Below are 12,241 nucleotides of genomic sequence, written 5' to 3' on the forward strand. Positions count from 1 at the left end.
CGTCAGTCTCCCAGATGTGCCAGCAACGCATCCAGGCGCTGTTTCAGCCCGGCGACCTCGTCTTCCAGCGCTTCTACGCGCGCGGCAAGAGTGTCATTACTTGCTGAGGATCCCGCGTCGCTCTCCACGGTAGCGGTAGCGACATCAACGTCGCCGCTGAACAGGTGCATATAGCGGCTTTCACGTTTGCCCGGCTCGCGCGCCAGACGCACCACGTACGGGCCGTCTTCACGTGAGGCCAGCCCTTCCAGGGTCTGCTCAACTTCCTGCATATCGCTGAACTCATGCATACGGGAAGCGCGCGTGCGCAGCTCTCCCGGCTTCTGCGCCCCGCGCAGCAGCAGCGTGGTGATGACCGCCACTTCCGCACCGCTCAGCTTCAGGTCGCCGAATTCGGAGTTACAGAAGCGCTGTTCGTATTTGGTCACGCGGTTGCCGAAGCCGCTGACGGTGCGCAGGTAGTGGCGTTTTACCAGCGCATCCAGCACGTCCTGAACCTCATACTCGCTGAGGTTCATCACCGGCTCGCGGTTGGTCTTCTGGTTGCAGGCCATGGTCACGGCGTTGACGGAGAGCGGATACTGCTCCGGCGTGGTAACCTGTTTTTCGAGTAAGCACCCAATCACGCGCGCTTCTGTACCGTTTAGCTGATACTTCATCTTTTCTCCTTAACGACCTGCGGTCCAGTCCCGGGTGGTTAACGCCGTCAGAACGTGGTCGCGCCACTCTCCGTCTATCAGCAGATAGTCTTTGGCGTAACCCTCTTTCTCGAACCCTAAGCGGGCCAGCAAATTGCCGCTGCGCTGATTGTGCGGCATATAGTTCGCCATAATGCGATGGATATGCTGCGTGCGTTGCATATAGCGGATCGCCACCGTTAACGCCTCGTACATCAGCCCCTGCCCCTGCCATTTCTGGCCGATGGAGTAGCCAAGGTAGCAGGCGTGAAACGACCCGCGCACCACGTTTGAAAAATTAGCGATCCCGATAATCTCTTTCTCTTCAGGATCCAGCAGCGCGAAATAAAACGCGCTGCCCTGCTTGTGAAATTCCGTAATCATGCTGAGGCGCGCCTGCCAGCCGGAAGGGTAACAATGGCTCTCATCCCGAACGGGTTCCCAGGGTTTTAAAAACTGGCGATTCTCGGCGTAATAATCCGCCAGACGCCAGGCATCACGCTCATGCACCAGACGAACGACCAGCCTGTCCGTTGTCAGACGCACTTTTGGCACATTGCTGCGATAGCCAAACATCGATACCACTCCTTCCCGTCACTTCTGCTGACCCATTAGCTTTACTATACCTGCGCCTGTGCCGTCTGTGAAAACAGTGACATACCATTTTCACCTCTTTTCACATTTTTCGATGAGAACTCTCTATCAAAGCACCCTTTTGATAAAAAAATATTGTCACCCACGGGGGTGGGAAAAAACGCGGCGACACCGCAGAATGTTAGCGTGCTCACCTTCTTATTTTCCCTGGAGGGAAAATGTCCCGCGTATCACAGGCCAGGAGCCTGGGTAAATATTTCCTGCTCGTCGATAACATGCTGGTCGTGCTCGGCTTTTTTGTCGTTTTTCCGCTGATATCGATCCGCTTTGTCGATCAGATGGGCTGGGCGGCATTAATGGTTGGCATTGCCCTGGGGCTACGCCAGTTTGTCCAGCAGGGCCTGGGCGTCTTTGGCGGGGCCATTGCCGACCGCTTTGGCGCTAAACCGATGATCGTTACCGGTATGCTGCTGCGCGCGGCAGGTTTTGCCACGATGGCGGTCGCCCAGGAGCCCTGGCTGCTCTGGTTCTCCTGTTTCCTCTCCGGTATCGGCGGCACGCTGTTCGATCCGCCACGCACCGCGCTAGTGGTAAAGCTTATTCGCCCCCAGCACCGCGGCCGTTTCTTCTCGATTCTGATGATGCAGGACAGTGCCGGGGCGGTTATCGGCGCCCTGCTGGGAAGCTGGCTGCTGCAGTATGACTTCCGTCTGGTCTGCGCCGCTGGGGCGGTGCTCTTTATTCTGTGCGCGCTGTTCAATGGCCTGTTCCTGCCCGCCTGGAAACTGTCGACGGTCAAAGCGCCGGTCCGGGAAGGGCTTGGCCGCGTCCTGCGCGACAGGCGTTTTGTCACCTATGTGTTGACCCTGACGGGATACTACATGCTGGCTGTACAGGTCATGCTGATGCTGCCGATCATGGTTAACGATATCGCGGGGACCCCTGCAGCCGTTAAATGGATGTACGCCATCGAAGCCTGCCTGTCGTTAACGCTGCTTTATCCGATTGCCCGCTGGAGCGAACGGCGCTTTCGTCTGGAGCATCGCCTGATGGCCGGGCTGCTCCTGATGACGCTGAGCATGATGCCGATCGGCCTGGTGAACTCTCTCCAGCAGCTGTTTACGCTGATTTGCACGTTCTATATAGGGTCGATCATCGCCGAGCCTGCCCGTGAAACGCTGAGCGCCTCGCTTGCGGATGCGCGTGCGCGCGGCAGCTATATGGGTTTCAGCCGGCTGGGGCTGGCGCTTGGCGGCGCATTAGGTTACGCGGGTGGCGGCTGGTTGTTTGATGCCGGCAAAGCGTTAAACCAGCCCGAACTCCCGTGGATGATGCTCGGCGTGGTGGGCTTTATGACGCTCCTTGCTCTGTGGTGGCAGTTCAGCCCGAAACGCAGCGCGAGCGGGATGCTCGAGCCTGGCGCGTAGCCTTTCCCTCGGGCGGGAGTCCCTCCCGCCCCACTTCTCAGTTTTTTCTGCTGGTTTCTGCCAATTCACACTGACATACTGGCGTAACAGGACAGAAGCGCCGATTTTTCGTTGAGGAACACTATGAAGAAAATTGTCTTTGCCGCGGCATTAGTAGTCAGCGGCCTGCTGGTTGGCTGTAACCAGCTCACGCAATATACCGTCAGTGAACAGGAAATTAATCAGGCGCTGGAAAAACATAACAATTTCTCTAAAGACATTGGCGTGCCGGGACTGGCGGACGCGCATATCGTCCTGACGAACCTGACCAGCCAGATCGGACGTGAAGAGCCAAACAAAGTCACCCTGGCCGGTGATGCGGATCTCGATATGTCATCCCTCTTTGGCAATCAGAAGGCCAACATCAAGCTCAAGCTGAAGGCCCTGCCCGTTTTCAACAAAGAGAAAGGGGCGATTTTCCTGCAGGAGATGGAAGTCGTCGATGCGCAGGTGTCGCCGGACAAGATGGCACCGGTTCTGCAAACCCTGATGCCCTATCTGAACCAGTCGCTGCGTAATTACTTTAACCAGCAGCCCGCGTACGTCTTAAGCGAAGACAAAAGCAAGGGTGAAGCTCTGGCGAAAAAATATGCAAAAGGCATAGAGGTGAAACCGGGAGAAATTATCATTCCTTTCACTGATTAACCTGAAGGGCGCTGCGGCGCCCTTTTTTTTACGGAAAAGTGTGCAAACGAAAACGTTTCCGCTTATGATTTGTGTCCGGCAAAAACAGCCATCCTTATGACTGATTCCTGACAAGCCGGAGCTTCCATGACTGCACAACCCCAGGTTCTTAAAATCCGCCGCCCTGACGACTGGCATATCCATCTGCGTGATGGCGATATGCTGAAAACCGTCGTGCCTTATACCAGCGAAATTTATGGCCGCGCGATTGTCATGCCTAACCTGGTTCCACCAGTCACCACCGTCGATGCCGCGATGGCATATCGCCAGCGCATCCTGGATGCCGTTCCTGCGGGACACGATTTTACCCCGTTGATGACCTGCTATCTTACCGACTCGCTGGATCCGAACGAAGTGGAGCGCGGGTTTAACGAAGGCGTATTTACGGCGGCGAAACTCTACCCAGCAAATGCCACCACCAACTCCAGCCACGGCGTCACCAGCATTGATGCCATCATGCCGGTTCTGGAACGCATGCAGAAACTGGGCATGCCGCTGCTGGTCCATGGTGAAGTCACGCATGCCGAGATTGACATCTTCGACCGTGAAGCCCGCTTTATCGAGACCGTGATGGAGCCTCTGCGCCAGCGCCTGCCCGCGCTTAAAGTGGTCTTTGAGCATATCACCACCAAAGACGCGGCAGAGTATGTGCGCGACGGCAACGATCTTATCGCCGCGACCATTACGCCACAGCACCTGATGTTTAACCGTAACCACATGCTGGTGGGCGGGGTACGTCCTCACCTGTACTGTCTGCCGATCCTCAAACGCAACATCCACCAGCAGGCGCTGCGCGAGCTGGTTGCCAGCGGGTTCTCCCGCGCGTTCCTCGGCACCGATTCCGCACCTCACGCCCGCCACCGCAAAGAGGCGAGCTGCGGCTGTGCAGGCTGCTTCAACGCCCCAACGGCACTGGCCAGCTACGCGACCGTCTTTGAAGAGATGAACGCGCTCGAACATTTTGAAGCGTTCTGCTCCCTTAACGGCCCGCGCTTCTACGGCCTGCCGGTCAACGACACCTTCATCGAACTGGAGCGTAAAGCGAGCCACGTTGAGGAGTCCATTGCGCTGACGGATGACACGCTGATCCCATTCCTGGCGGGCGAAACCGTTAACTGGACGGTAAAACGTTAAAAAATCAATGCCCCTTGTTGTCAAACCGATAATATAACTGTATAAATAAACAGTATATTACACAGGGGGCATTTATGCGTATTGAAGTCACCATAGCCAAAACAACTGTTCTGCCTGCCGGCGCGCTTGATGCACTGGCAGGCGAATTATCCCGCCGTATTAACAACACCTTTCCCGACAACGCGGGTGCCGTAACGGTGCGTTACGCCGCGGCGAACAACCTCTCCGTCATTGGTGCTGCGAAAGAAGATAAAGATCGCATCAGCGAAATCCTGCAGGAAACGTGGGAAAGCGCAGACGACTGGTTTATCACAGATTAACACTGCTCCCTCATTGTGTTTTTTTGCCGGGTCGCCCCGGCTTTTTTTTGTCTAAAAATCCTGCAAGTTCAAATTAATTCGGCATCTTCTTTAAAAATCGTGAACGAGATGGTGTTTTATTGTTCGAACAATCCTAAAAAGCAGAAAAATGTGTTGCCACCTGTTTATTTTTCCCGTTGGAACCCTTATTACTTGGTATACTGAAGATGCTTTCAGAAAAACATGCATTGAACCTCAGAGCCGTTGTCTTCTAACACGCATTAAGGGGGTTATAATGGAAAAGAATAGTGAAGTGATCCAGACCCATCCACTGGTTGGCTGGGATATCAGTACCGTAGATAGCTACGATGCGCTGATGCTGCGTTTGCACTACCAGACCCCGAATCAACTCAACCGTGAAGAAGCGGAAGTTGGACAGACGCTGTGGCTAACAACAGACGTCGCCCGTCAGTTTATTTCTATTTTAGAGGCAGGTATTGCAAAAATAGAATCTGGCGACTATCAGGAAAATGAGTATAAACGGCACTAAGCTTATGCCCATTTTTCTCTCTACAGGCACCCACGCGGTGCCTTATTTATTTCTCCCTTGTCTAACCCCGCGTTGTTAATTACTCTGCTAACAAAACATCAGTTTATGAGATGCATATGAGATACGACTTAATCATTATTGGTAGCGGCTCCGTGGGTTCCGCTGCCGGTTATTACGCAACACAGGCAGGTCTGAAGGTCATGATGATCGATGCCCACCTTCCTCCTCATTCTGAGGGCAGCCATCATGGCGATACCCGTCTCATGCGCCATGCGTATGGAGAAGGCGAGCGCTATGTGCCGCTGGTGCTTCGCGCCCAGACGCTGTGGGACGAGCTGGCGAAACAGACCGAAGAGCGTATTTTCGAGCGTACCGGCGTCGTCAACCTTGGCCCCGCTCATTCTGATTTTCTCGCCGGCGTCGAACGCAGTGCAAAAGCCTTTAATCTTGATGTCGAGAAGCTGGACGCGACGGGCATTACCGCGCGCTGGCCTGAAATTACCGTCCCGGACGATTACATCGGCCTCTTTGAAGCCCACTCCGGCGTGCTGCATTGTGAAACGGCGATCAAAACCTGGATCGATCTTGCCGCTAAGGCCGGCTGTGCGCAGCTGTTTAACTGTCCGGTGGAGGCCATCACCCATGACGAGAATGGCGTCACGGTAACGACTCTTGACGGCGACTATTCAGCGTCCCGCCTGCTTGTCAGCGCAGGAACCTGGGTCACTCGCCTGCTGCCGGAACTGCCAATCCAGCCGGTGCGCAAGGTCTTCTCCTGGTTCCAGTCGGATGGGCGCTACAGCGCGCAGAATAAATTCCCAGCCTTCACCGGCGAATTGCCGAATGGCGATCAGTTCTACGGTTTCCCTTCCGAGAAAGACGCGCTGAAAATCGGTAAACACAACGGTGGCCAGGCGATCGCCTCCCCTGAAGAGCGTAAGCCTTTTGGCGCCTGTCCACAGGATGGTTCGGAAGCCTTCTCGTTCCTGCGTACTATCCTTCCGGGCGTCGGTGGCTTGCTCTATGGCGCGGCCTGTACCTACGACAACACGCCGGATGAAGACTTTATCATTGATACCCTGCCAGGGCATGACAACGTCCTGCTGATCACCGGGCTGAGCGGCCACGGCTTTAAGTTCGCTTCCGTGCTGGGCGAGATTGCCGCGCAGTTTGCCCAGGGCATCACGCCGCAGTTTGATCTGACGCCCTTCTCGCTCTCGCGTTTTAACGGATAATCCGCACGGGCTCTGGAGGTACCGGGGCCCGTTTTATTCACACTGCATTACGGGGCATTATGCGCAGGATCGTTAGCTTTCTGATGAATAATATTCGCGAGCATTTCATGCTCTATATCTTATTGTGGGCGCTGCTGGCTATTATTGATTTTGTTTACATTGTATTTTATTGAAAACCCTGGCTGACAATAATTGACATTAATTTAGCTTTATTGAAACTCTCAATTCCTCTTGCACGAAGGCATTGAATTACCTTCGCCCTTTCCTTTCAAAATTGCTGAAATAAATAAAATACAAATCAATAGACAATTATTTCAGTTGCAATGTCACATCTTCCCGTTCATTTTTACCCTTCGGTTAATATGAAAATGGACATTCTGATGCAACTGCGTAACACCTCCCGGCGCTACGGAATAATATCCATAGGTTTGCACTGGATATTTGCTATTGCCGTCTACGGTATGTTTGGCCTTGGACTCTGGATGGTCACGCTCAGCTATTACGACGGCTGGTATCACCAGGCACCGGAGTTACATAAAAGCATTGGCGTTCTCCTGATGCTGGGTCTGGTTTTTCGCGTGATCTGGCGACATATTTCCCCGCCGCCCGCCGCGCCGAAGACCCACGGCAAATTTACCCGCGTCAGTGCAGTCGCCGCGCATATCGCGCTCTATGCGCTGCTCTTCGCCATTCTGATCAGCGGCTACCTTATCTCAACGGCGGACGGTAAGCCGATTAGCGTCTTTGGCCTTTTTGACGTCCCGGCAACGCTCAGCGATGCGGGCGCTCAGGCTGACACCGCCGGGGTCGTTCACCTCTGGCTTGCGTGGAGCGTCGTGATCCTGTCCGTGCTGCACGGGCTTGCCGCCCTCAAACACCATTTTATTGATAAAGACGATACGCTAAAGCGCATGCTTGGCCGCTCGTCAGTTGACTCTGGAGCATAAAATGAAAAAACACCTGCTGGGTATCGCCCTGGGTTCTCTGTTATTCACCGCCGGTTCCGCCGTGGCGGCTGATTATAAAATTGATAAGGAGGGCCAGCACGCTTTCGTCAATTTCCGTATTCAGCACCTGGGATACAGCTGGCTGTACGGTACCTTTAAAGATTTTGACGGCACATTCACCTTTGACGAGAAGAATCCTGCCGCCGATAAGGTCAACGTAACCATTAATACCAACAGCGTGGATACTAATCATGCTGAACGTGATAAACATCTGCGCAGTGGGGAATTCCTCAATGTCGGGAAATACCCGCAGGCTACCTTCACCTCCACGGAAGTGAAAAAAGAGGGTGATAAGCTGAATATTACCGGCAACCTGACGCTTAACGGCGTAACAAAACCGGTCACGCTGGATGCTAAATTACTGGGTCAGGGTGACGATCCGTGGGGCGGTAAACGCGCAGGTTTTGAAGCGGCGGGTAAAATTCACCTGAAAGATTTTAATATCACAACGGATTTAGGCCCGGCGTCTCAGGACGTTGAGCTGATTATTTCCGTTGAAGGTGTACAGCAGAAATCATAATAGATTCGCCCGGCAGGCTTTCGCCGTGCCGGGCGTTATTATCATTCCGGGTCAGGGATACCCAGTTTGGTATTCAGACGGCCGCGTGATTTATTGAAAATCTTGTTGCCGTTTTCACGTCCTGCGCGACGGCGACGCTGCTCTTCTTCCGGCAGGATGCTCTCTTCGCTGCACAGTTCGCTACAGCAGCCGTTAAACTTCTCGGCACAGGCCGGGCACTGAATGAACAGCAGATGACACCCGTCGTTTTTGCAGTTGGTGTGGGTATCGCACGGTGCGCCGCACTGGTGGCAGTGGGCAATAACGTCTTCCGAGATACGCTCACCCATACGCTCGTCAAAGACAAAGTTTTTCCCGATAAAGCGTACCGGTAAACCCTGCTCGCGGGCGCGGCGGGCGTACTCGATAATGCCGCCTTCAATATGCCAGACCTTATTAAAGCCGTTGTGCTTCATCCACGCGCTGGCTTTCTCACAGCGGATACCGCCGGTGCAGTACATAACGATCTTTTTATCTTTATGTTCCTGCATCATCTCAACCGCTTTGGGCAGCTGCTCGCGGAAGGTATCGGCCGGGATTTCCATCGCGTTCTCGAAATGCCCCACTTCGTATTCATAGTGGTTACGCATATCAATGAACACGGCATCCGGATCGTCCAGCATCGCATTCACTTCCGCAGCCTTGAGATATTCACCGACATCCGCCGCGTTAAACTCAGGATCGTCGATACCGTCCGCCACGATGCGTTCACGCACCTTCATGCGCAGCACCCAGAAGGATTTCCCGTCATCGTCCAGGGCAATGTTCAGGCGTAAGCCGTCGAGGGCCGGATCGAACTGATAAAGACACTCGCGGAAGGCGCTGACTTTGCTTTCCGGTACGCTAATTTGCGCGTTGATGCCTTCACGGGCAAGGTAGACGCGACCGAAGACGTTCAGGGCCGTAAACGCCTGATAAAGCGCATCGCGGGTCGCCTGCGGATCGTCGATCGTGAAGTATTTATAGAAAGAGATGGTTGTGCGCGGTTCGGTTTCAGCCAACATACGCGCTTTCAACATCTCATTCGATACGCGGTTGTGTAACACTGGCATGGTGTACAGTCCTGGAATCGTTAGAGAGAATGAAAAATCGGTCGGCATCATATAGCAAACAAAACCAATTTACATCCCCACAATTTACGCTACATTTCACACACCCTGATTAATCAGGCTTAACAATTGCTGTATTCGTGTACGCTTCGAAAGCAGATATTTTGGCTATGTCTCAAAAAATGAGACACTAGCAAAACAGGACGTTTGAACACAGGAAAGACATGACCCAGTTACCAAAATTTACTGCCGCCCTTTTGCATCCCCGCTATTGGTTGACCTGGCTTGGCATCGGCTTTTTATGGCTTCTGGTACAGCTTCCCTACCCTGTTATTTTTCGGTTGGGTAAATTTCTGGGCCGCTTCGCGCAACTGTTTATGAAGCGTCGCGCCAGAATCGCGTACCGCAATCTTGAGCTGTGTTTTCCGCAGATGAGCGAGCCAGAGCGTCACGATATGGTCGCGAAGAATTTCGAATCCGTCGGGATGGGGCTCATGGAAACCGGTATGGCGTGGTTCTGGCCGGACAAACGCATGGCCCGCTGGAGCGAGGTAACGGGAACCGGCATGGAGCCTGTGCATACGCTTCAGGCCAACCAGACGGGCGTTTTGCTGATCGGCGTTCATTTCCTGACGCTGGAAATCGGGGCGCGCATGTTCGGCATGCAGGCGCCCGGCATTGGCGTTTATCGTCCTAACGATAACCCGGTCATCGATTTAATCCAGACCAACGGCCGCATGCGCTCCAACAAAAGCATGATCGACCGTAAGGACCTGAAGGGGATGATCCGCGCGCTGAAATCCGGCGAAGTGGTCTGGTATGCCCCCGACCACGACTATGGCCCACAGGCCAGCGTATTTGTTCCCTTCTTCGCCGTTGAAGAGGCCGCCACAACGACCGGTACCTGGATGCTGGCGCGGATGTCCAAAGCCGCCATCGTGCCTTTCGTCCCTCGCCGTAAGCCGGATGGTTCAGGCTACGAGCTGATGATGCTGGAGCCGGAGCTTGCGCCACCGCTTGACGATGCGGAAACCACCGCGCGTTGGATGAACAGCGTTGTGGAGAAGTGCATCATGCTGGCGCCCGAGCAGTACATGTGGCTGCACCGCCGTTTTAAAACGCGTCCACAAGGCACGCCGTCCCGCTATTAATCCCCATGCGGTCTTCAGGGCCGCATGCCGTTTTAGCTTTAAAAGCTCCTCGTCATTGCGGCAATCATAACCCAGGCGCATAATTAGCAGGCTTATTACTTTATGCTTCAGGTGCTCTGCACCTCATTATGCGGATAGTTATGTCACCCTCAGATGCCCCCATAAACTGGAAGCGTAACCTCGCGGTTGCGTGGCTTGGCTGTTTTCTTACCGGCGCGGCCTTTAGCCTGGTCATGCCCTTCCTGCCGCTCTACGTCGAACAGCTTGGCGTAACGGGCCACAGCGCGCTCAATATGTGGTCCGGTCTGGTATTCAGCATCACGTTTCTCTTCTCCGCGATGGCCTCGCCCTTCTGGGGCGGCCTTGCCGACCGCAAGGGACGTAAAATCATGCTGCTGCGTTCGGCGCTGGGGATGGCCATTATCATGGCGCTTATGGGCGTGGCGCAGAACGTCTGGCAGTTTCTGATCCTGCGCGCGCTGCTGGGCCTGCTGGGAGGATTTATTCCCAACGCGAATGCCCTGATAGCCACGCAAATCCCCCGCCATAAGAGCGGCTGGGCGCTAGGAACACTCTCCACCGGCGGCGTGAGCGGTGCTCTGCTGGGACCGCTGGCCGGCGGATTACTGGCGGATAACTACGGCCTGCGGCCGGTTTTTTTCATCACCGCCAGCGTGTTGTTCCTGTGCTTCATCGTCACCCTGCTCTGTATCCGGGAAAACTTCACGCCTGTCGCCAAAAAAAGAGATGCTCCACGCCAGAGAGGTGCTGACCTCGCTCAAAAATCCCAGACTGGTGCTGAGCCTGTTCGTGACAACCCTGATTATTCAGGTGGCTACCGGGTCGATTGCCCCTATTCTGACGCTGTACGTTCGCGACCTGGCGGGTAACGTCAGCAATATTGCGTTCATCAGCGGGCTGATTGCCTCCGTACCCGGCGTGGCGGCGCTGCAGAGCGCCCCGAGACTGGGTAAACTGGGTGACCGCGTTGGTCCCGAGAAAATCCTGATCTGCGCGCTGGTGATCTCCGTCCTGCTGCTTATCCCGATGTCGATGGTGCAAACGCCATGGCAGCTGGGCGTCCTGCGTTTTTTGCTGGGTGCCGCCGACGGCGCGCTGCTGCCCGCCGTACAGACCCTGCTGGTCTACAACTCCACGAACCAGATCGCCGGGCGTATTTTCAGCTATAACCAGTCATTTCGCGATATCGGTAACGTCACCGGACCGCTGCTCGGGGCCGGGATTTCCGCCAGCTTCGGTTTTCGCGCCGTCTTTATCGTGACGGCGGGCGTCGTGTTGTTCAATGCCATCTATTCATGGTTCAGTTTATCCCGCGCGCTGCGGCCCGTGACGGAATAAGACGAACGCCTGATAGCTTATTTTCGCATTCATACTTGCAGAATCTTATATTCAGCTATTCTTTCCCTGAAACCTTCTGGAAAACAGGGAGACACCAATGACCATGTACGCCACGCTGGAAGAAGCTATTGATGCCGCTCGTGAAGAGTTCCTCGCCGACAACCCCGGCGTTGAAGAAGAAGATGCTGACGTGCAACAGCTTAATATCCAAAAATACGTTCTGCAGGATGGAGATATTATGTGGCAGGCCGAATTCTTTGCCGATGACGGTGAAGAAGGGGAATGTTTGCCGATATTAAGTGGTGAAGGTGCGCAGGCCGTCTTTGATGGCGATTATGACGAAATAGAACTTCGGCAGGAATGGCTGGAAGAGAATACCCTGCACGAGTGGGATGAGGGTGAGTTTCAGCTCGAGCCGCCGCTGGATACGGAAGAAGGTCAAACCGCAGCCGACGAGTGGGACGAGCGTTAATTTAC

Annotated in this window: 14 protein-coding genes and 1 pseudogene; 12 read left to right on the forward strand and 3 right to left on the reverse strand. The window is 54.5% G+C overall.

The features are described 5' to 3' along the window. Positions 1 to 2: 2 nt before the first annotated feature. Both AC27FC_RS07325 and rimJ read right to left on the reverse strand, forming a co-directional pair. A complete protein-coding gene (locus AC27FC_RS07325; RefSeq protein WP_487159886.1) occupies positions 3 to 659 on the reverse strand; it encodes a YceH family protein in 657 nt (218 codons plus the stop codon). A gap of 9 nt (positions 660 to 668) precedes the next feature. Beyond that, on the reverse strand, positions 669 to 1,253 hold the full coding sequence (rimJ, locus tag AC27FC_RS07330) for a ribosomal protein S5-alanine N-acetyltransferase (RefSeq protein WP_008500822.1): 585 nt from the start codon (positions 1,251 to 1,253) through the stop codon (positions 669 to 671). Between the two features lie 236 nt (positions 1,254 to 1,489). Here rimJ and mdtH point away from each other — a divergent pair, with 236 nt between their 5' ends. The 9 genes from mdtH (at position 1,490) to AC27FC_RS07375 (ending at position 8,166) form a co-directional block, all read left to right on the forward strand. Then, positions 1,490 to 2,698: a multidrug efflux MFS transporter MdtH gene (gene mdtH / locus AC27FC_RS07335; RefSeq protein ID WP_196354599.1), complete on the forward strand. Its 1,209-nt coding sequence runs from the start codon at positions 1,490 to 1,492 to the stop codon at positions 2,696 to 2,698. Between the two features lie 123 nt (positions 2,699 to 2,821). Continuing rightward, the gene (locus AC27FC_RS07340; protein ID WP_023311126.1) at positions 2,822 to 3,382 is read left to right on the forward strand and encodes a lipoprotein; all 561 of its coding nucleotides are present in this window, start codon (positions 2,822 to 2,824) and stop codon (positions 3,380 to 3,382) included. Positions 3,383 to 3,508: 126 nt separating this feature from the next. Further along, entirely contained in the window at positions 3,509 to 4,555 is a 1,047-nt protein-coding gene (pyrC, locus tag AC27FC_RS07345) for a dihydroorotase (protein WP_033145198.1), read from the forward strand. Positions 4,556 to 4,629: 74 nt separating this feature from the next. Further along, a complete protein-coding gene (gene dinI, locus AC27FC_RS07350; protein ID WP_008500826.1) occupies positions 4,630 to 4,875 on the forward strand; it encodes a DNA damage-inducible protein I in 246 nt (81 codons plus the stop codon). Between the two features lie 274 nt (positions 4,876 to 5,149). Next, the gene (bssS, locus tag AC27FC_RS07355) at positions 5,150 to 5,404 is read left to right on the forward strand and encodes a biofilm formation regulator BssS (RefSeq protein WP_008500827.1); all 255 of its coding nucleotides are present in this window, start codon (positions 5,150 to 5,152) and stop codon (positions 5,402 to 5,404) included. 116 nt (positions 5,405 to 5,520) lie between these two features. Next, the gene (gene solA / locus AC27FC_RS07360; protein ID WP_196354601.1) at positions 5,521 to 6,639 is read left to right on the forward strand and encodes an N-methyl-L-tryptophan oxidase; all 1,119 of its coding nucleotides are present in this window, start codon (positions 5,521 to 5,523) and stop codon (positions 6,637 to 6,639) included. A 59-nt stretch (positions 6,640 to 6,698) separates the two neighbouring features. After that, the gene (locus AC27FC_RS07365; protein ID WP_032638658.1) at positions 6,699 to 6,812 is read left to right on the forward strand and encodes a YceO family protein; all 114 of its coding nucleotides are present in this window, start codon (positions 6,699 to 6,701) and stop codon (positions 6,810 to 6,812) included. A 207-nt stretch (positions 6,813 to 7,019) separates the two neighbouring features. Then, a complete protein-coding gene (locus AC27FC_RS07370) occupies positions 7,020 to 7,586 on the forward strand; it encodes a cytochrome b (RefSeq protein ID WP_048975871.1) in 567 nt (188 codons plus the stop codon). Position 7,587: 1 nt separating this feature from the next. After that, complete coding sequence (locus tag AC27FC_RS07375) at positions 7,588 to 8,166, forward strand: YceI family protein (RefSeq protein ID WP_033145193.1); 579 nt, start codon at positions 7,588 to 7,590, stop codon at positions 8,164 to 8,166. A gap of 41 nt (positions 8,167 to 8,207) precedes the next feature. Here the strand turns inward: AC27FC_RS07375 and trhO are convergent, their stop codons facing one another. Next, positions 8,208 to 9,257, reverse strand: a complete 1,050-nt coding sequence (gene trhO, locus AC27FC_RS07380; protein WP_196354603.1) for an oxygen-dependent tRNA uridine(34) hydroxylase TrhO — start codon at positions 9,255 to 9,257, stop codon at positions 8,208 to 8,210. Positions 9,258 to 9,478: 221 nt separating this feature from the next. Between trhO and AC27FC_RS07385 the strand changes: the two genes are divergently transcribed. The 3 genes and pseudogenes from AC27FC_RS07385 to AC27FC_RS07395 all read left to right on the forward strand — a co-directional run bounded on the left by AC27FC_RS07385 (position 9,479) and on the right by AC27FC_RS07395 (position 12,236). Next, positions 9,479 to 10,405 carry a Kdo(2)-lipid IV(A) acyltransferase gene (locus tag AC27FC_RS07385; RefSeq protein ID WP_023311120.1) on the forward strand — a complete coding sequence of 309 codons (927 nt, stop codon included), beginning with the start codon at positions 9,479 to 9,481 and terminating at the stop codon, positions 10,403 to 10,405. A gap of 140 nt (positions 10,406 to 10,545) precedes the next feature. Continuing rightward, a pseudogene (gene mdtG, locus AC27FC_RS07390) lies at positions 10,546 to 11,764 on the forward strand (multidrug efflux MFS transporter MdtG). Positions 11,765 to 11,861: 97 nt separating this feature from the next. Beyond that, positions 11,862 to 12,236 carry a MysB family protein gene (locus AC27FC_RS07395; RefSeq protein ID WP_033145190.1) on the forward strand — a complete coding sequence of 125 codons (375 nt, stop codon included), beginning with the start codon at positions 11,862 to 11,864 and terminating at the stop codon, positions 12,234 to 12,236. Positions 12,237 to 12,241: the final 5 nt, after the last annotated feature.

This window comes from Enterobacter sp. C3_dUdeg (genome assembly GCF_057536195.1).

Excerpts from the sequence above, each read along its gene's own strand:
- AC27FC_RS07325 (WP_487159886.1), bottom strand. The coding sequence starts at position 659 with ATGAAGTATCAGCTAAACGGTACAGAAGCGCGCGTGATTGGGTGCTTA.
- rimJ (WP_008500822.1), bottom strand. The coding sequence starts at position 1,253 with ATGTTTGGCTATCGCAGCAATGTGCCAAAAGTGCGTCTGACAACGGAC.
- mdtH (WP_196354599.1), top strand. The coding sequence starts at position 1,490 with ATGTCCCGCGTATCACAGGCCAGGAGCCTGGGTAAATATTTCCTGCTC.
- AC27FC_RS07340 (WP_023311126.1), top strand. The coding sequence starts at position 2,822 with ATGAAGAAAATTGTCTTTGCCGCGGCATTAGTAGTCAGCGGCCTGCTG.
- pyrC (WP_033145198.1), top strand. The coding sequence starts at position 3,509 with ATGACTGCACAACCCCAGGTTCTTAAAATCCGCCGCCCTGACGACTGG.
- dinI (WP_008500826.1), top strand. The coding sequence starts at position 4,630 with ATGCGTATTGAAGTCACCATAGCCAAAACAACTGTTCTGCCTGCCGGC.
- bssS (WP_008500827.1), top strand. The coding sequence starts at position 5,150 with ATGGAAAAGAATAGTGAAGTGATCCAGACCCATCCACTGGTTGGCTGG.
- solA (WP_196354601.1), top strand. The coding sequence starts at position 5,521 with ATGAGATACGACTTAATCATTATTGGTAGCGGCTCCGTGGGTTCCGCT.
- AC27FC_RS07365 (WP_032638658.1), top strand. The coding sequence starts at position 6,699 with ATGCGCAGGATCGTTAGCTTTCTGATGAATAATATTCGCGAGCATTTC.
- AC27FC_RS07370 (WP_048975871.1), top strand. The coding sequence starts at position 7,020 with ATGCAACTGCGTAACACCTCCCGGCGCTACGGAATAATATCCATAGGT.
- AC27FC_RS07375 (WP_033145193.1), top strand. The coding sequence starts at position 7,588 with ATGAAAAAACACCTGCTGGGTATCGCCCTGGGTTCTCTGTTATTCACC.
- trhO (WP_196354603.1), bottom strand. The coding sequence starts at position 9,257 with ATGCCAGTGTTACACAACCGCGTATCGAATGAGATGTTGAAAGCGCGT.
- AC27FC_RS07385 (WP_023311120.1), top strand. The coding sequence starts at position 9,479 with ATGACCCAGTTACCAAAATTTACTGCCGCCCTTTTGCATCCCCGCTAT.
- AC27FC_RS07395 (WP_033145190.1), top strand. The coding sequence starts at position 11,862 with ATGACCATGTACGCCACGCTGGAAGAAGCTATTGATGCCGCTCGTGAA.